The organism is Sulfitobacter rhodophyticola (assembly GCF_041281685.2).
Lineage (GTDB): Bacteria > Pseudomonadota > Alphaproteobacteria > Rhodobacterales > Rhodobacteraceae > Sulfitobacter.
Window position 1 is genome coordinate 2,406,931 of the sequence record NZ_CP166251.2, and the last position, 16,083, is coordinate 2,423,013.

At 56.0% G+C, this 16,083-nt stretch carries 20 protein-coding genes; 12 read left to right on the forward strand and 8 right to left on the reverse strand.

What is annotated here, in order from left to right; genetic code table 11:
• Nucleotides 1-3 precede the first annotated feature (3 nt).
• Entirely contained in the window at nucleotides 4-483 is a 480-nt protein-coding gene (locus AB4X18_RS12750) for a MarR family winged helix-turn-helix transcriptional regulator (RefSeq protein WP_370400446.1), read from the forward strand.
• A gap of 41 nt (nucleotides 484-524) precedes the next feature.
• Here AB4X18_RS12750 and AB4X18_RS12755 read toward each other — a convergent pair whose 3' ends face one another.
• Complete coding sequence (locus tag AB4X18_RS12755; RefSeq protein ID WP_370400447.1) at nucleotides 525-1,559, reverse strand: AI-2E family transporter; 1,035 nt, start codon at nucleotides 1,557-1,559, stop codon at nucleotides 525-527.
• 426 nt (nucleotides 1,560-1,985) lie between these two features.
• On the reverse strand, nucleotides 1,986-2,408 hold the full coding sequence (locus AB4X18_RS12760; RefSeq protein ID WP_370400448.1) for a CsbD family protein: 423 nt from the start codon (nucleotides 2,406-2,408) through the stop codon (nucleotides 1,986-1,988).
• 114 nt (nucleotides 2,409-2,522) lie between these two features.
• On the opposite strand from AB4X18_RS12760, the gene AB4X18_RS12765 reads away from it, so the two are divergent.
• Complete coding sequence (locus AB4X18_RS12765; RefSeq protein ID WP_432816664.1) at nucleotides 2,523-3,251, forward strand: Crp/Fnr family transcriptional regulator; 729 nt, start codon at nucleotides 2,523-2,525, stop codon at nucleotides 3,249-3,251.
• Between the two features lie 79 nt (nucleotides 3,252-3,330).
• Here AB4X18_RS12765 and AB4X18_RS12770 read toward each other — a convergent pair whose 3' ends face one another.
• Nucleotides 3,331-4,311, reverse strand: a complete 981-nt coding sequence (locus AB4X18_RS12770; RefSeq protein ID WP_432816665.1) for an endonuclease/exonuclease/phosphatase family protein — start codon at nucleotides 4,309-4,311, stop codon at nucleotides 3,331-3,333.
• 225 nt (nucleotides 4,312-4,536) lie between these two features.
• Between AB4X18_RS12770 and AB4X18_RS12775 the strand changes: the two genes are divergently transcribed.
• Nucleotides 4,537-5,757: a DUF2254 domain-containing protein gene (locus AB4X18_RS12775; protein ID WP_370400450.1), complete on the forward strand. Its 1,221-nt coding sequence runs from the start codon at nucleotides 4,537-4,539 to the stop codon at nucleotides 5,755-5,757.
• Between the two features lie 15 nt (nucleotides 5,758-5,772).
• Here AB4X18_RS12775 and AB4X18_RS12780 read toward each other — a convergent pair whose 3' ends face one another.
• Nucleotides 5,773-6,699 carry a mechanosensitive ion channel family protein gene (locus AB4X18_RS12780; RefSeq protein ID WP_370400451.1) on the reverse strand — a complete coding sequence of 309 codons (927 nt, stop codon included), beginning with the start codon at nucleotides 6,697-6,699 and terminating at the stop codon, nucleotides 5,773-5,775.
• A 159-nt stretch (nucleotides 6,700-6,858) separates the two neighbouring features.
• On the opposite strand from AB4X18_RS12780, the gene AB4X18_RS12785 reads away from it, so the two are divergent.
• From AB4X18_RS12785 to AB4X18_RS12795, 3 genes are all read left to right on the forward strand, one after another.
• Nucleotides 6,859-7,671, forward strand: coding sequence for a formate/nitrite transporter family protein (locus AB4X18_RS12785; RefSeq protein WP_432817420.1), 813 nt, complete (start codon nucleotides 6,859-6,861; stop codon nucleotides 7,669-7,671).
• A 74-nt stretch (nucleotides 7,672-7,745) separates the two neighbouring features.
• Nucleotides 7,746-7,934, forward strand: coding sequence for a PLD nuclease N-terminal domain-containing protein (locus AB4X18_RS12790; RefSeq protein WP_370400453.1), 189 nt, complete (start codon nucleotides 7,746-7,748; stop codon nucleotides 7,932-7,934).
• A 78-nt stretch (nucleotides 7,935-8,012) separates the two neighbouring features.
• A complete protein-coding gene (locus AB4X18_RS12795; protein WP_370400454.1) occupies nucleotides 8,013-8,399 on the forward strand; it encodes a YidH family protein in 387 nt (128 codons plus the stop codon).
• Nucleotides 8,400-8,468: 69 nt separating this feature from the next.
• On the opposite strand, the gene AB4X18_RS12800 is transcribed toward AB4X18_RS12795, so the two are convergent.
• Nucleotides 8,469-8,651, reverse strand: a complete 183-nt coding sequence (locus AB4X18_RS12800; RefSeq protein ID WP_370400455.1) for a hypothetical protein — start codon at nucleotides 8,649-8,651, stop codon at nucleotides 8,469-8,471.
• A gap of 581 nt (nucleotides 8,652-9,232) precedes the next feature.
• Nucleotides 9,233-9,394: a DUF1328 domain-containing protein gene (locus AB4X18_RS12805; protein WP_370400457.1), complete on the reverse strand. Its 162-nt coding sequence runs from the start codon at nucleotides 9,392-9,394 to the stop codon at nucleotides 9,233-9,235.
• A 162-nt stretch (nucleotides 9,395-9,556) separates the two neighbouring features.
• Here AB4X18_RS12805 and AB4X18_RS12810 point away from each other — a divergent pair, with 162 nt between their 5' ends.
• The 3 genes from AB4X18_RS12810 (at nucleotide 9,557) to AB4X18_RS12820 (ending at nucleotide 10,599) form a co-directional block, all read left to right on the forward strand.
• Complete coding sequence (locus tag AB4X18_RS12810) at nucleotides 9,557-9,892, forward strand: DUF883 family protein (RefSeq protein WP_370400458.1); 336 nt, start codon at nucleotides 9,557-9,559, stop codon at nucleotides 9,890-9,892.
• A 3-nt stretch (nucleotides 9,893-9,895) separates the two neighbouring features.
• On the forward strand, nucleotides 9,896-10,231 hold the full coding sequence (locus tag AB4X18_RS12815) for a phage holin family protein (RefSeq protein ID WP_370400459.1): 336 nt from the start codon (nucleotides 9,896-9,898) through the stop codon (nucleotides 10,229-10,231).
• A gap of 137 nt (nucleotides 10,232-10,368) precedes the next feature.
• Nucleotides 10,369-10,599 carry a hypothetical protein gene (locus tag AB4X18_RS12820; RefSeq protein ID WP_370400460.1) on the forward strand — a complete coding sequence of 77 codons (231 nt, stop codon included), beginning with the start codon at nucleotides 10,369-10,371 and terminating at the stop codon, nucleotides 10,597-10,599.
• Nucleotides 10,600-10,726: 127 nt separating this feature from the next.
• On the opposite strand, the gene AB4X18_RS12825 is transcribed toward AB4X18_RS12820, so the two are convergent.
• Both AB4X18_RS12825 and AB4X18_RS12830 read right to left on the reverse strand, forming a co-directional pair.
• Nucleotides 10,727-12,073 (reverse strand): aspartate aminotransferase family protein, encoded by a 1,347-nt coding sequence (locus AB4X18_RS12825; RefSeq protein ID WP_432816666.1) that lies wholly within the window; start codon nucleotides 12,071-12,073, stop codon nucleotides 10,727-10,729.
• Nucleotides 12,070-12,879, reverse strand: a complete 810-nt coding sequence (locus tag AB4X18_RS12830) for an IclR family transcriptional regulator (protein ID WP_370400462.1) — start codon at nucleotides 12,877-12,879, stop codon at nucleotides 12,070-12,072. Before AB4X18_RS12830 ends, AB4X18_RS12825 begins: the two co-directional genes overlap by 4 nt.
• A 113-nt stretch (nucleotides 12,880-12,992) precedes the next feature.
• Between AB4X18_RS12830 and AB4X18_RS12835 the strand changes: the two genes are divergently transcribed.
• The 3 genes from AB4X18_RS12835 (at nucleotide 12,993) to AB4X18_RS12845 (ending at nucleotide 16,080) form a co-directional block, all read left to right on the forward strand.
• Complete coding sequence (locus AB4X18_RS12835; protein ID WP_370400463.1) at nucleotides 12,993-13,937, forward strand: tripartite tricarboxylate transporter substrate binding protein; 945 nt, start codon at nucleotides 12,993-12,995, stop codon at nucleotides 13,935-13,937.
• A gap of 73 nt (nucleotides 13,938-14,010) precedes the next feature.
• Nucleotides 14,011-14,550 carry a tripartite tricarboxylate transporter TctB family protein gene (locus AB4X18_RS12840; protein WP_370400464.1) on the forward strand — a complete coding sequence of 180 codons (540 nt, stop codon included), beginning with the start codon at nucleotides 14,011-14,013 and terminating at the stop codon, nucleotides 14,548-14,550.
• Between the two features lie 12 nt (nucleotides 14,551-14,562).
• The gene (locus AB4X18_RS12845) at nucleotides 14,563-16,080 is read left to right on the forward strand and encodes a tripartite tricarboxylate transporter permease (protein ID WP_370400465.1); all 1,518 of its coding nucleotides are present in this window, start codon (nucleotides 14,563-14,565) and stop codon (nucleotides 16,078-16,080) included.
• The last annotated feature ends 3 nt before the right edge of the window (nucleotides 16,081-16,083 follow it).

A 16,083-nucleotide genomic window follows, 5' to 3' on the forward strand; every position in this document is an offset into this window, starting at 1 on the left:
CAATTGAAATTACTTTCCAAGTCAACTAAATTCGAGAAAACATCAACCGTGCGAGTAACGATGACTGACCCCAATACCTTCGATAGCCACCTTTCCTATGCGCTTGCAGCGGCGCATCGGTCTGTAAGCCAAGCGCTGAATGCGCGGCTCAAGAAGCATGGCATTCAGATTGAGGCATGGCGGGTGATGGAGTGTCTCGACATCGGCCAGAAACAGACAATGGGTACCTTGGCAAAGCGCGCGTTGATCAATCCGCCCGCGTTGAGCAAGCTGGTAGACCGCATGGTTTCAGACGGGTTGGTGCATCGTCAGATTTCGGCCCGGGATCAACGTCAGATCAACTTGTTGCTTACCAACCTGGGTAGGGCACGGATGCTACAGATTCGCGAAGAAGTTGAAGATCAGGACAAGGTGCTGACCGACCTATTTGACAATCAAAGCGGGCCGTTGCTGATTCAACTTCTGACGAAGCTTGCGCAGTAGCCCGCGGCGCTGGGAGTGGTTTTGCGCCCATGCGACCGCTATCAGCCTTCCGTGTTCTTGTCCGGCTCGTCTTCCGTCCCGAGGAAGTTTCCGATCACCTTGAGGTTGTCAAAGTTCTCACAGATGACCTTGAAGACAAGGAGAAACGGGACAGCCACCAGCGTTCCTGCAATCCCCCAAAGCCACCCCCACAACACAACGGTCAGAAAAACGGCGACGACATTCAATTCCATCCGTTTGCCCACAAGATAGGGCGTAATGAACTGTGCCTCTACCGAGGTCAGGATCTGATACGCGATGGGTGCCAGAATTGCGTAGGACAGAGTGTCAAAATAAATGATGGCGTGCACAGCGACCATTGCGACACCGATGATAGCACCGAGAATGGGAAGAAAATTCAGGAGAAACGCCGCGATTCCCCAGACGTAGGCGTATTCCAGTCCAAGCAGCCAGAGGGCACCTGCCACACAGACCCCAAGGCCCGCGTTTATCAATGTGATGGTCAGCAAGTACGCCGATACGCGTCTCTCAATTCCATAAACCGTGGCAAGCGCACGTTTCTTGCCGCGCATGGTCGGAAAGGCCTGAACCAACTTGACGTAAAACAGATCACCAGATGCCAATAGAAATAGCGCGAGGATCAGCGCGACGGCGATAGACGTTACAGTGCTGGCAGCGACCGTGACGGCTGTATTCAGAAGCCCGGGTTGCTGGACAACAACTTCTTCAGGACCTTTCTCTGGCGCGCCCGTCATTTCTTCAACCTCGTCAGACGCTTCTTGTACCGCGTCTATCGTTTCTGATACGCCTCTGAGCTTTTGCTGAAGTTCGCGTGCGATGCTTGGGGCATCGTTGGACCAGGACCGCGCCGTTTCGCCCGCGAAAAAAACGGTCGCTAGGACGGCAATCGCGGAAAGGATGATCAGGATCGTGGCAGAAAACCCGGCAGGCAGCCCGACCCGCTGTAGTGATCTATTCAAGGGGCTCAGAGTCAGGGCCAAAAGGAAGCCGAGCAGAATTGGGAGAAGCAGGTCTCTCGCGAAATAGGCCACTACGAAAAGCGAAATAATTGCCAACGTTGTCGTGCTGCGGCGCAAGGCGTGGATGTCATCCCTCATCGTCTGCTTCCCGGGCTCACCTTGGTGTCAAGGTCAGTTGGATGATCCATTTGTCACTCCTGACCGATCACTAATAACTGACATCGCTGTTGGTGCACGAACCACGTCAGATTTGGAACATTCGTTAACTTACGTACGACCATTCGATTGTACGCCACTGACGCTCAATTGTGGTCGGGTTCGGCGCATACGGTAAGCTTAAGACGGTCGATGTTACGAGAATGGTTTTTCAGACCAACCCAAGAATGCTGAGGATAATCAGGACGACCACCACAAGGCCGACTAGGTAGATTATGCGGTGCATCAGGTGTACCTTTCAAATCCCGCACAGTCTGGTTTGCGGGCAGTTGGTCTGGGATCGCCTGTACGGCGATCCCGTTGGTGTCAGTGGTTGTTCATGAACTCGTCGACTTCTTTCTTGGCTTCCTCTTTCGATTTGCCGTATTTGGCTTGAATTTTGCCTTCAAGCGCTTCGCGATTGCCATTCACTTCGGCAACGTCGTCGTCAGTGAGATCGCCCCACTTGGCTTTGACTTCACCTGTCATTTCTTTCCATTTGCCTTCAATCTGGTCCCAATTCATGTGGTGTCCTTTCATTGCTTCGGTTGAGGGTCGGGCGAAATCATGTGCCGCCACCCTTTCTGTTGTCTCAACGTCGCCGGTGCAGGATTGTTCCGCGTGCAGGTCGGTGTCTTGCGAGTATTTTGGAAGGGATGAAGTTGCAGCGTTGGCGCGGGGACATATGCCATTTGCCCTGACACGACGGGCAATGGAAATTGTTGGGTCAGGTCGGCCTTTCGGTGTCATCGGCCCGATACACCTACGTCATTTAAGTTAGCAGATGCGCCCATTTTCGAGTTAGGGTAACCTATTCCCCTATACCCGGAGTGGATGTTCCTCCTCCAGCGAAGGACGTAAATATTGGCGACCGACTGCAAGTACTGCCCCATGCGCCGCAAGGATCTTTTTGCGCCGATGTCACAGGACGATGTCGCCGCCATGCAGCGTTTCAAGGTTGGCGAACTTGTGGTCGATCCGGGAACGCCGATCCTGCTGGAGGGATCGAACAGCCCACAATTGTTCACGGTTTTGCATGGAATGGGGATCAGGTACCGGTTCCTCGAAAACGGGGAACGGCAGGTTATCAACTTCGTCTTTCCAGGTGACTTTCTGGGTCTGCAATCCGGTCTCATGGGGGAAATGGGGCATTCGGTCGACGCAACATCAAAGATGACTTTGTGCGTTTTCGATCGGGCCGAGTTGTGGAATTTTGTAAAGGCCTACCCCGAACGCGGGTTTGAGTTGGCTTGGCTGGCTGCAGTGGAGGAGCATTTTCTGGGCGAAAGCCTGACGACGCTGGGCCAGCGCACAGCGCTGCAATCGTTGGCTTGGGCCTTTGTCCGGATTTACCTGCGGATGCGCGCTTCCGGCCTTGGTGAGGAAGGCATGGTGCGTTTCCCATTCAAACAAAGGGATCTGGCCGATGCCTTGGGGTTGTCGCTGGTACATACCAACAAAACCATCGGTACACTCAAATCGCGTCAGTTGATCGGTTGGGAAGGTCCTGAACTGCAAATCCACGACCTTCCGGCACTGGCTGAGGTCGGGCTGACCACATCAGACGGCCCCAAAGTGCGACCGATTATGTAAGCAACGCCAAAGCGGCTGCGCCGGGCAGGTTCCTCAATGTAAAAGACCGATGATTAAAGGAGGCGCATACTCCGCACCATCAACTGTTCGTCTGAATTTCATGGAATGTAATGACGGCATGGATCGGGAAATGATCCGACCCAAATTCTTCAAGTCTGCCGAACGAGACCAGGCCTACTCCATCGGTAAGGTAGAGTTGATCGATCGGTACGCTCAGCAAGGGGTATTGCGCGTGAAATGTCGAAAACATTCCCCGTCCGACACGCGGTTCCAGATAGCTGCCGTACTGTTTGAACCTGCGGCTTGTCCATGACCAGGCGACATCGTTGAAATCCCCCATACAGACAGTGGGCCAATCGGCGTTGCCGGTAAAGACCGCGGCTTTCTTGATCTGCTCATCCCGTTCTGCGGTCGTGTTCCCCGGTACGGGCGGTCTGGGATGCAGGCCAACGAAATTGAACCCCGTCCCATCCGGACCAAGAAGTTCGGCGCGCAGGGTCGGGGTATTGTCGTCGGACAGAAAGACCACATCGGCGCTAGGCGCGGTCAGACGGGTCGCGAAAACCAATCCGTAATAGTTGTCCTGTGGATAGGTCACCACTGTTGGATATCGATCCAATATGTCCTCTAGGGCGTCAAGCCAACTTTGATTGATCTCCATCAGAAAAAGGACATCAGGGTCTTCCCGCTCAATAATATTGATAAGGTCGCCCTTGCGGCTGTTTTCCATCAAGACGTTTGCCGAAAACAACTTTAACTTGCTGTCTTCTGGCACCCCCGCGCTGATCGGGATTTCCGTGGGTGCCAAACGGGTGTAGGGGAAAACGCGCATCAGCTGGTAGATCATGCAGGCCGCAATCGTGACAATCAGCAGGTCCTTGAAAGCCATGGGCAGCGCGAAGATCAGGAACAAAACAACGAGCGCACAAATGGCGATATGCAATCTGGGGAATTCCCAGGCCCGGACCCACCATCGCACGCTGCGAGTAAGCGGCAGCGCTGTCGCCACCACAATGACCAGCGCAGCCAGCCAAACGAGAAACATTACGAAGCTGATCATGAAGCGTGGTCTCTTGTTTTGGTGCGGTGGTGGACCGCAACCGGCTTGGAACTGATGCTGCATTCGCAGTGTATGCGACCCTAGCCGCCGAACAGCAGCAAGAAGATTGTCACCCGCGCGGTTTGAGGATAGCGGATAGTTGAACCTAGGTCGGTCTGTTTGGATGCTCAAGGGCACATCTTGCGCAATATCCCTGGCCCCGAGAGAGCTTGATTGGAAGACATCATGAGCAAGCGCGCCCTGATCGCGAAATATTTCAATGACATACGCGCAAGTTACTGGTTTTTGCCCACAATTCTCGCGCTTCTGGCAGTCGTTCTTGCGCAGGTGACGCTCTATGTGGATCACACATTTCAAATCCTGCCAGAGGGCTGGCGAACGACGCAGGTTGAGGGGGCGAGGTCAACACTGGCGCTGATCTCGCAGTCCATGATCGGTGTGGCGGGCGTGATGTTTTCGATGACGATTGTCGCTGTGTCCTTCGCATCCGGCAACTTTGGTCCGCGTCTGATCGGTAATTTCATGCGCGACCGTGGTAATCAGTGGAGCCTTGGGATTCTGATCGCTACATTTGTCTATACGTTGCTCATCCTGCGCGCTGTACAAAGTCAATTCGGTCCCGAAGACAATGGCGCAGCTTTTGTGCCGCATCTGTCGCTCGCCATTGCTCTGGGGCTTACGGCAATTGCCGTGATGTCGATGATCTATTTCGTGCACCACATCCCCGAGATCATCAACGTCTCCAACATTACTGCGGAGCTTGGAGCGCGACTGCAATCTGCCCTCAAGACCTATATCTCCCGCGACGAGGACCACGTGGCCGTAGACGCCGGACCATTTCCAAGTCGGGACGCGGATGAACAATTTTTCCTTGCCAACAGCGGCTATATCCAGACATGGAATCGACAACGTTTGGCGGAACTTGCACAGGAACACTCCCTCTTCATTTCCATCGATCGGGTCGCGGGGGATTTCGTGTCTCCCAGCACACCAATTCTGAACGTCTGGACGACATCCAGCCTGTCTGACGATCTGGTGCATAAATTGAAGGACTGTTTTGCATTGGGATCCGTCCCGACGGAGGCGCAAAATCCCGAATTCATTGTCGCACAACTGGTCGAGATGGTCGCACGCGCGATGTCGCCGGGGGTGAATGACCCTTTCACGGCGATCAACTGTATCAACTGGATGTACGTCGGGCTAAGCACGGCGGCGAACTACGAAGGTGGGATCCGCGCGCGGCCACAGGGCAGATTGCGCTACCGCACGATTTCCTTCGAAGCCATTCTGAAATCGGCAGTCGGCAACATCGCGCCTTACGTCCGCGATGACAGGATCGTCAGCGCGCATCTGGCGCAAATACTTGAGCGGCTGCAATCCGAGACGGATAATGCAACCGCCCTTGCGCTCCTTCGGGAAACGGAAGACAGGCTTTCGCTGGCTTAAATACCGGCTGCGCTGCTATTCGGCGGCAGCAGCATGGTCTGTCAGATCAACAGCTACGTCGGATTCCACTACAACGGTACGCGTCGGGAATGGGATGTTGATATCTGCTGCATCAAGTGCCTCTTTCACCTTCCGTTTCATGTCGGCCTGATATTGAAAGTAGTCACTGGCGTCACACCAGACCCGCAGCAAGAAGTCGACGCTGCTGCCGCCAAGGTTGTTGACCTGCAAGAAAGGCTCCGGTTCGGGATGCGACCGCGGGTCAGCCATCACAGTGTCGCGGATTACCTTCTCAGCCTGCGCGAGGTTCACACCGTAACCCACACCAAACGTCCACTCTGCCCGGCGTGTGTCGTAGCCGGAGTAGTTCTTGATCGTATTGCCCCAGACTTCTGAATTGGGAACGACCACACGCACGTTACTAAGGTCCGCCAATTCGATATAGTTCAGTGTGATTTCCTTCACCGTTCCCATCACATCGTCAACTTGCACAAAGTCTCCGACTTTGAGCGGGCGGAACAGAATGATCATCACACCCGCGGCGACATTTGACAGCGTCCCCTGAAGCGCAAGGCCGACGGCAAGGCCAGCAGCGCCGATGACGGCAATGATCGAGGTCGTCTGTACCCCAAAGGTGTTGAGCACAAACAAGCCGGTGAATGCCAGAACGACATAGCGGACAATGTTGCCCAGAAAACTGAACAGGGTCTTGTCGAGGCTCGCGTGCTTGTCTGCCACGTTCCGGATGCGTCGGCTCAGGAACCCTGAGACTGCAAAGCCCAGAAGGATCAGCAAAATCGCAGCCAAGACGTTGCCCGCAAGACCAAGCATGGCCTCCAGCGTCAACAAATCCGCAAGTGATTTGCCGTTGTAGATTTCCATCTGGAACAGGGATGTCAGTTGTCCCCAAAGTGTGTTCGTGACGTCTTCGATCTGTTCCATCGGTCTTCCTTCATCTTGTATTCACGCAACTTTTGACGCGGCGGCGGGCCGCGCGACGTCTTGCACAAACGCATCAGGGCGACAACAGTTCCATTTCGGCGGAACGTATTGTCCCACAGATGCGTTGAGCCGCGATTATTTGAGCAAGGAAGACACACGATGGCGCAAAATCATTTCAGTGACCGATCAGTCGAAGAAGCCGAAAACCTTTCCCCAAAGCTGATTTTCGAAATCATCCGACGGGAAGGTGAAGAAGAACTCGAGCGCCCGAACCGGTCCCTGATGTGGTCAGGGGTCGCGGCCGGGATCATGATTTCGCTGTCTGTCCTCGGTGAAGCAATCTTCCGAACTTATCTGCCCGACACGGCGTGGCGCTATCTTGTTGAAAACCTAGGATACAGTCTTGGGTTTCTGGTAGTGATTCTGGGGCGCATGCAGCTATTTACGGAGAACACGATTACAACTGTCTTGCCTGTCATGCATAATCCGACACCTGCTATGTTGCGCCGGACGGCATCCTTGTGGGCCATCGTTCTGGCGGCCAATGTCGTCGGGGCATTCGGTGCGGCACTGGTCTTTGCGTATACTTCGGCAATTCCCGCCGAACTGCTGCCGGCCATCGAAGAGCTATCACGCCACGCCACAGGCTTCACTGCCGCAGAAGGGTTTCAGCGCGCAATCCCGGCAGGACTGCTGGTTGCGGCAATCGTCTGGATGCTCCCCGAATCTGAAGGGTTCGGTTTCTTCTTGATCCTGACGTTCACGTGGCTGATTGCGGCAGGTGATTTCACGCATATCATTGCCGGTTCGGTCGAAATGGCATTCCTGTTGATTCAGGGTCTTCTGCCGCCCGGACAAGCGGTCTTTGGATTTTTCCTTCCAGTATTGGCTGGCAACATCCTTGGCGGGACGGCGATCTTCGCGCTGTTGGCGTTCGGACAGGTGCGACAGGAGTTGCCGGAGCAGAAATAGGCCTGGCGGAGGAACTTTTTGCGGCACCTGCGAGTTATCTGGGTAACAACACACAAGCAGAGGAGCTTTTTGACATGGAATATGCTGGTATTGGTGGTTTTATCCTGCTGGTCCTGAACATCTGGGCGATCGTTTCGATCATCGGATCAGGTGCATCGACAGGTTCAAAGGTATTGTGGACATTGCTCGTCCTGATCCTGCCACTTGTTGGCTTTATTATCTGGCTTATTGCTGGTCCGCGCGGTCAACAGCGCGTTGCCTGAAAACAACGATCGAAAACTTGAACATTGAAATGCGTGGGCTGCGGCCCGCGCACTTTTTTTGGGATTGGCGGAATGAACATGGCTGACACCGAAAATGACGACCAGTCTAAATCCGAAGAGCTAGCCGATACGCGCACCGATTGGGCCGAAGATCGCACTGTGCTCGCGAACGAACGAACATTCGCCGCTTGGATGCGTACCGGGATGGCATGTATCGCACTGGCTCTGGGTCTGCGCGCCGTGTTTTCCGCTACTGACTACCCGCTTGTGGCCAAAGCAGTGGCTGAGCTTTTCGTCGGCTGCGCGATACTGATCTTCTGGGCTGCTGCAAAGCGGAGCCAGAACACTCAAAGACGCATGGATGCAAATGATACAAATGTGCAGTCTGGTCGCAACATGATCATTACCGCGGTCACTCTCACGGTGGGCGCGGTGGCGACCGGTATCATTCTTTGGCTACTGTGACGCGCTGCACGTCTAAAAAAACGGCGGCCTGTAGAAAGGCCGCCGATTGATGATTGAAATGAAATGACGTTATTGGTCGGTCGCCACGGGCACGACGGCGTCTACACCTTCGTCCTCTTCACCTCCGGTCAGGGTCCACCCGGTCAGTGCCAAGAACAGGGCACCCGCGAAAATGGCAACGATGCCAATTCCCAGCAGGGGTGCTTTGTGACGGCGCGTTTGTTTGTCGATATTTGTGTCAGGTGCTGACATTAATCATCTCCTAAATGGTTCGATGATCAAACGTCTGATGGACCCGTTGGTTCCATAAAGAATTCCAGATGCAGCGGACTTTGGTAAATATCGCCGGTTGTGGCCGCCAGCGGGATCAGGCTGTACGGCGTGCGCCCCCGGATCTTGGGGCAACTGCGTGCCGGTCCCAGAAATAACATGGAACAAATCCCATGCGGGGACGCGCAAGGCTATTTCTGTTCTTTGGCGGTCAACGCGCGCAACATCCATGCGGCCTGTTCTTGAAACGCCAACCATTCGGTGCCATCCGGCCAACGGCACGTCTCCTTTCGGCCAGCTCGTCCGCTGCAGCGTACATGTTCTTGTACTCTCCTTCAGTGAGGTTGTGGATCGAATAGAACAGTGGTCCTTCCACGTTGCAGTAGAACGCATGGCCTCTTGAATGTAAGTCTGTAGGTATCCGCAAGGATTTCACGAAGTCCTCTTGCGGTGGTCGCGGGTCCGCGCCCACCGTCTGAAATCTCAGTCGGTTTGGCAACGACGTCGAGTGAGTTAAAGACGAAATGATCTCTTCAGAAGCATCAACCCAGGAGGCGGTCGGCTTACCGACGCACCAACTGCATGATCAGCGTTCCTAGGAACAAGACGACAAAGATCACGAACAGGATCTGGGCGATCCCTGCGGATGCTGAAGCGATGCCGCCAAAGCCGAAGAGGGCCGCGATCAGAGCGACCACCAGGAAGATCAATGAATAATAGAGCATGGGAATGGTTCCTTTTTGAGTACACGCAACGAGGGTGCTGCGCCATTGGAACGCAAACCGAATTGCCTGACATCCTGTTCCAAGAATTTTTCGAAATTTTTTTCGGAACCGGAGCGGGACTGAAGTCGTTTCATGTCCAGCACGCAAGACAGGAGAGAGACGATGGCGAACACAAGCACCACACTCAACGGAAACAAAGATTCAATCAGTTCAGCAGACCTCGCCAAGCAGGTCGAAATCCTTCGGAATGATCTGAGTTCCCTGACAGAGATCATCGGGGATCTTGGAAAAGCAAAGGGCGACGAAGCGATAGCGGCAGCAAATGCGAAGGCTGCCGAAGTGCGCGCGAAGCTGCATGATTCAGCCGAGACAGCCCGCCTGCAAGCCATGGAAATTCAGGATCAGGCCAACCACTTTATCAAAACCCAACCGGCGACGGCGCTTGGCCTTGCGGCTGGGGTCGGGTTTCTGATCGGCTTTTTGGGATCACGGAAATAGCTGATGTTCGATATTGAGCAAAAGGTGGCAAACACTGCCAAGCGGGCAGGTCTTCTTTCCGGAGGCCTGCTTTTGTGTGCGGTAGGAACGGCTTTCCTGACCGTCGCAGGGTGGTTCGCCCTGGTCCCGGTTGTCGGACTGCAGATGACAGCCCTGATCATCGCTGGCTGCTATCTTGGGATCGGCTTGATCATGATCGGTGTCGGTTCTGGAAGTTCGGATACATCAGCGCCGACCAAAGCGGAAAGTCGGAAGGCGGAAGTTGGCGGCCCTCCAATCGTTCAGGCATTTATGTACGGCTTGCAGGCCGGTGCGCAGGCCGAACGAAAACGGCGCTAACCAGCTCTCGCTTTGGCCTCTGTGACTGCTTCAAGCATCATTTGGGTTGTGAATGGTGTTTCCAGGATCGTCGCGGGCACGTCTGCGGCCTTGATCCCGCCGATGGTCACAATCTGCCCGCCGCGTGCAGCAATGTCGTGGAACAGGGCACCTGCATCCTGAGACCACAACCTGCTGCTGACAAACAGGCAGCAAGACGTGACGGCCTGATCAAGATGCTGCGATATTTCATGCGCGGCATTCAGGACAACGGCTTTGCAATCCGGGAAATGGGCATGCAAGGCACCCACCAGATCCATCTGAACAATGGGATCCAGTGCACATATGATAAAAGTACGCTCCAACTTGCCTTCTCCCGCAACTTCTGAAGCTTTGCATATGCGTGCGTACACTTTGTCGCATTAAGCTATGACGTAGTGCTGGTGGCTTGCCTGATGTGTCGCCCCCACAAGCGATAAACCGCCGAGACTCACTGCCGGAAGGGGATGGCGTCTATCATGCGGCGCCCAGGGCGGAATCGAGCGCGTCAAGAAGTGCAATTGCATCTTCTTCGGTGACAACAAGCGGGGGCGACAGAATGATGTTTGCCCCTGAAATGCGGATCATCGCACCGGATTGATAGGCGATTTCCTGAACGTTCGCGGCCACGTCCGGGTCGACGGGTTTTTTCGTCGCACGATCACTGACCAGTTCGATGGCCGTCATAAGTCCATGCCCGCCGCGCACGTCGCCGACGATTTCATGCTTTTTCATCAACGCCGCGCAGCCTTCGAATATCTGATCTCCGCGCGCGGCTGCGTTTTCGACGACGTTCAGCCGCTTGGTTTCCGCAAGACACACCAGCGCAGCTGCGGCCCCTACGGGATGCCCTGAATAGGTGTACCCATGCCCGATCTTGGCGCTGGGATTGTTCTCGAAGGCGTCTACCAGCTTTTCGCCAAGCATCACCGCACCGAACGGAAAGTAACCGTTCGTGATGGCCTTTGCAGTGCACATCATGTCAGGCTTCACCCCCCAAAGGCGGGCACCCGACCAAGCGCCGGTGCGTCCGTATGCCGTGATGACCTCGTCTGTGATCAGGAGGATCCCGTTCCTGTCACAGATATCACGCACCATCGGCAAGAAGGTTTTGTGCGGCGGGATCACTCCACCCGCGCCCAGAATGGGCTCCACGATCATTGCGGCGATGGTGTTTGCCCCTTGGAACGCGATCTCGTCCTCAAGAGCTGCGGCGCACAACTGCGCCAGTTTTTCTGGATCACTTACGTTAAACGGGTTGCGATACGTGTAGGGTGCAGGAATGTGAAAGCATCCCGGCAAAAGCGGCTCGTATGCGGTTCGGAAATTGGCGTTCCCGTTCACACTTGCCCCGCCCATATGGGTGCCGTGATAGCCCTTTTTCAGGCTGAGGAATTTGATCCGCCCGGGTTCCCCACGCAGCTTGTGATACTGCCGGGCAAGACGCAGGGAGGTTTCAACCGAATCCGAACCGCCAGAAGTGAAAAAGGACCGCCGCATGCCATCCGGCGCGAAGAATGCGTTCAATTCGTATGCCAGTTCAATTGCCGCATCGTTCGATGCACCCCGGAAAGTCGAATAATACGGCAGTTTGGCAAGCTGCTCCGTGATGGCATCTTTCACGGGCTGGCAGGAATAGCCAAGGTTGACGTTCCAGAGGCCGCCAACCCCATCAACGACTTCATGGCCGTCAATATCAGTGATGCGCACGCCGCTGGATCCGGTGATGATCTTTGGGGGCGCGTCGATGCTGTCCTGCGGAGAGGTCATGGGGTGCCACATCACGCGTCCGTTGTTTTCCTTAAGGAAGTTCGAATCCTTCATGATGCGCGCTCCAGCATATGGGGGTTTGACAGAGTACGGGACCAAATGGCCTCGATATCTTGCGGAACCGAACCACCCCAGTTGCGGGTAATGTCGCGGCTTGCGGTGATCAGATACCGCTGGATGGACGGCGCGATACCCGGCGCGACGCGGGCGGCGACCGCTGCGACCGTAACCGTTCCCGCGAAGGCACCTGTCTGATCGAACAGGGGGGCGGATACACTTTGGATGTCATCTTCGAAGCTGCGATTGGACCATGCAAAACCTGTCTCGCGCACAGTGGCGACTGCGCTTTCAAGTTCGGTTTGCGTGACAATCGTGTTGGTCGTGAATTGTTCCATGTTGGCGACGGCCACGTCAAAAAGCGTGTCGGGGCCGAAGGCAAGCGTGCAAAGCCCGGATGCGGTCGCGTGCAGTGGGAAAGTCTGGATGTCGACAATCGCGCGGATGCTGTGCTGTCGCGATTCGCAGGCGGCAAGCGCGTAGACCGTCGTCCCCGACAGGACCGACACGTGGCTGGTTTCGCCCGTGGCTTCTGCAAGCGCCAGCAACGGCGCTTCCGTTCCGCGTTTGCGCGGGACGGTGATCTCGCGGGTCTGGGCAAGTTGCAGGACGATGGGGCCAAGGCGATAGCGTTTCGTCAGCGCGTCCTGCTCGATAAATCCCGATTCCTCAAGGGTTTGAAGGTGGCGATATGTGGTTGCCTTGTCGCGCTTCGCGAGTTTGCAGAATTCGGACAGCCCAATCTCCGGACGGGAGGCGGAGAAGAAGGACAAAAGCGCAAGCGTTTTTCCGGCGGCTGACATTCAGAGCATCACTTTCGATCTGGTTTCAGAAAAAATTTGACATACTGTACTTAACAAGGCAACCTTTTTTCAAAATATAGGTTCAATATATGAACCACAAGAGGGAGAACCGAATGTCTACATTTGCCAGATCACTTGCCGCCGCAGCGCTGGCGCTCAGCGCGGCCGGGACGCCCGTGCTTGCTGAGTATCCCGAAAAACCCGTCGAATTCATCGTGCCGTGGCCGCCCGGCGACCTTGAAGACGTGCTGACCCGGATGATTGCCGAGGACTTTCAGGATACCTACGGCGTCGCGGCAGCGGTGGTAAACAAGCCCGGTGGCGGGGGCGGACCTTTCCCGGGTGCCATTGAAGTCGCGAATGCGCCTGCGGATGGATATACGATCGGTTCGTTCATCATCGCCATTCCGGTTGTTGGCCCGCAGATCGGCATTCCCGAATTGAACCCGGATCCGTTTGAGCCATTGGGCAATTTCCTGACCTATCCCTTCGTTATCGCGGCGGGCGGGAATGCACCCTATGATGACATGGCGGGTCTTGCCGAACACGCAGGCAGCAACGATGTCGTTCTGGGCCACTTCGGCGCGCCGCTGGTGCCCACGCAGGTGACATTCGGTCTGGCCAAGCAGATGGGCTTTTCCTTTGCATCGGATGCGGCATTTGACGCGCTGGATTGCAACACGCTCGCGTCAGGCGATGTGGACGTCATCAACACAACATTGCAACTGATCCTGCCCTGCCTTGATGACGTGAAGGTGCTTGCCTCCATCGGGTCGGAGCGTATCCCCCTGATCCCCGATGCCCCCACCGTGGCGGAGCTTGCACCGGATCTGAACGTCGCACTTTGGAACGGCCTGTTTGTGCACAAGGACACGCCGCAAGACGTCCGCGACAAGATTATTGCCGTTGCCGAAAAGACGGTGATGTCTGAACGGGCACAGAAATTGGCTGCTGAAACCGGTGCTGCCGTCTACTGGCAGTCCGCCGATGAGGTGTCAGCGCAGATAGCCAAGGACATTGAGACCTTGAAAGGCATCGAAACGCTGCTTTCCGAATAAACGGGCGGGCGCATCCTCCGGGCGGCGTTGCTACCCGGACATGCCCGCCGCGTTCATCATACAGGACACCGTCATGTCGCGCACAAAGACGCTGCAAGTGCTGTTCAAGCGATATCGCCGACCGGGTGATATCGTGTTTGCGTGGGTCCTGCTGGCGGTCTGCCTGTTCCTGCTGTCGCAGATTTTCACGCAGACGGTGTTCAAACCCGGCGGCAAGCTTTTTGCGCAACCGCGGTTCTGGCCCGCTGTTTCGCTGATCTGCATGGCGGGTTTCGCGGCGTGCCATCTGCTTGGTTCGATGTTGTCCGAGCGGATCGAGGGCCGCTGGAAAGAGGTCTGGCTCTGGCTGGCGTCACTGGAATATGCAGGATGGTTCATCGCCTACGCGGCCGTCATGCCTTGGGCGGGCTATCTTCCGGCCACGCTGATCTTTTCGGTCCTGCTTACCTTGCGGGCGGGGTATCGCAGCGCCCATGCCATTGCGGCTGCTGCTGCAAGTGCTGTGGTGATCGTGTTGCTGTTCAAGTCATTCCTTCAGGTCAAGTTGCCCGCAGGCCGGATTTACGAGGCGTTGCCCGACGGGCTGCGGCAGATCATGCTGACCTACTTCTGATCGGAGCACGCGATGGAAAATCTGCTTGCCGGGGCCGAAATGCTGGCGCGCTGGGATGTGATGCTGGCGCTGTTGGTGGGGTCCGTGGGTGGCGTGATCATCGGCGCGATCCCCGGTGTCGGACCCGCGGTTGCCATCGCGATTCTGCTGCCTGCCACGTTCTCGCTTGATCCCATTGTCGGATTGACCATGCTGCTGGGCATCTACGGATCGTCCATGTACGGCGGTGCGATCCCGGCGGTATTGATTAACACGCCCGGAACGGCGGTAAATGCCCTGACGTCTTACGATGGCTACCCGATGACCCAGCGCGGCGAAGCCCATCGCGCGGTGTCGCTGGCCTACAGCGCGTCCTTCTGGGGCGGTATCTTTGGCATCGTTTGCCTGATCCTCCTGTCACCGGTGCTGGCCCTGATCGCGCCGATGTTCGGCAGCAGGGAGATTTTTCTGGCCGCACTCCTTGGGGTGATCCTTGTCATACTGGCACACCGCGGGCAGATCTTTGCGGCGGGCTTTCTGGCGATGCTGGGGATCTTCTTGCAGACCATCGGTCTGGACGCTGTCACCTATACCCAGCGTTACACTTTCGGTTATTCGTTCCTAAGCTCCGGGATCAATCTGATCGTCGTCGTGCTGGGACTGTTCGCCCTCAGTCAGGCCTTCGTGCTTTTGATGGCGCCGGACGAAAGCCCCGATGCCAGACCCGTCAAGGGCCGGATGACGGCGGGCATCAAGGAGTTAATGAAACACAAGCGGGTCGCGACGGTCGCCTCCGGTTTCGGTGTCATTCTTGGAATGATACCCGGGACCGGCGAATTCACGGCCCAGTTCATGAGCTACACCTATGCTCAGAAAACCTCCAGGACCCCGGATGATTTCGGCAAGGGGTCCCCCGAAGGACTGATAGCGTCAGAAGCGGCCAACAATGCGGTCCCCGCCGCTGCGATGATCCCGTTGCTTGCCCTTGGCATTCCGGGGGAGGCGCTGACCGCGATGATGCTGTCGGTGTTTTACGTGCACAATGTCATCCCCGGTCCACAGCTTTTCCAGAACAACATCGATCTGGTCTATGGCCTCTACCTCGCGCTTATCCTGCTGAACATCATCGTCATGGTGTTCTTGCTGTTCTCGACCAACCTGTTGACCAGGATCATTCGCGTACCGACCCGTTTTCTGGGGGTGTTGATCCTGATCCTGTCATTCGTGGGGGTCTATTCGCTGCGCAATTCGTTGACCGATTGCATGATTGCGGCCGGGTTCGGGGTATTCGGTCTGATCCTGAAGCGTTTGAACCTGCCCATCGTGCCCATCGTGCTTGGCATGGTGCTGGGTGGTATCATGGAGGTCAAACTCCGCTCCGCGCTGCCCCGGCTCAAGACGCCGCTCGACATGATCGACCGGCCCATTTCATTCATCCTGTTCGTGATGATCCTTCTGGTGCTGGCGTTGCATCTGCGCACGCTGGTGCGCGAATACCGGGCGCATCAACCTCAAGAGGATCACGACATCCACGACAGCCAACTGCGATAGGTA

Coding starts and splice junctions, on each gene's coding strand:
- AB4X18_RS12760 (WP_370400448.1), bottom strand. CDS start 2,408: ATGACACCGAAAGGCCGACCTGACCCAACAATTTCCATTGCCCGTCGT.
- AB4X18_RS12770 (WP_432816665.1), bottom strand. CDS start 4,311: ATGATCAGCTTCGTAATGTTTCTCGTTTGGCTGGCTGCGCTGGTCATT.
- AB4X18_RS12775 (WP_370400450.1), top strand. CDS start 4,537: ATGAGCAAGCGCGCCCTGATCGCGAAATATTTCAATGACATACGCGCA.
- AB4X18_RS12780 (WP_370400451.1), bottom strand. CDS start 6,699: ATGGAACAGATCGAAGACGTCACGAACACACTTTGGGGACAACTGACA.
- AB4X18_RS12785 (WP_432817420.1), top strand. CDS start 6,859: ATGGCGCAAAATCATTTCAGTGACCGATCAGTCGAAGAAGCCGAAAAC.
- AB4X18_RS12790 (WP_370400453.1), top strand. CDS start 7,746: ATGGAATATGCTGGTATTGGTGGTTTTATCCTGCTGGTCCTGAACATC.
- AB4X18_RS12795 (WP_370400454.1), top strand. CDS start 8,013: ATGGCTGACACCGAAAATGACGACCAGTCTAAATCCGAAGAGCTAGCC.
- AB4X18_RS12800 (WP_370400455.1), bottom strand. CDS start 8,651: ATGTCAGCACCTGACACAAATATCGACAAACAAACGCGCCGTCACAAA.
- AB4X18_RS12805 (WP_370400457.1), bottom strand. CDS start 9,394: ATGCTCTATTATTCATTGATCTTCCTGGTGGTCGCTCTGATCGCGGCC.
- AB4X18_RS12810 (WP_370400458.1), top strand. CDS start 9,557: ATGGCGAACACAAGCACCACACTCAACGGAAACAAAGATTCAATCAGT.
- AB4X18_RS12815 (WP_370400459.1), top strand. CDS start 9,896: ATGTTCGATATTGAGCAAAAGGTGGCAAACACTGCCAAGCGGGCAGGT.
- AB4X18_RS12825 (WP_432816666.1), bottom strand. CDS start 12,073: ATGAAGGATTCGAACTTCCTTAAGGAAAACAACGGACGCGTGATGTGG.
- AB4X18_RS12830 (WP_370400462.1), bottom strand. CDS start 12,879: ATGTCAGCCGCCGGAAAAACGCTTGCGCTTTTGTCCTTCTTCTCCGCC.
- AB4X18_RS12835 (WP_370400463.1), top strand. CDS start 12,993: ATGTCTACATTTGCCAGATCACTTGCCGCCGCAGCGCTGGCGCTCAGC.
- AB4X18_RS12840 (WP_370400464.1), top strand. CDS start 14,011: ATGTCGCGCACAAAGACGCTGCAAGTGCTGTTCAAGCGATATCGCCGA.
- AB4X18_RS12845 (WP_370400465.1), top strand. CDS start 14,563: ATGGAAAATCTGCTTGCCGGGGCCGAAATGCTGGCGCGCTGGGATGTG.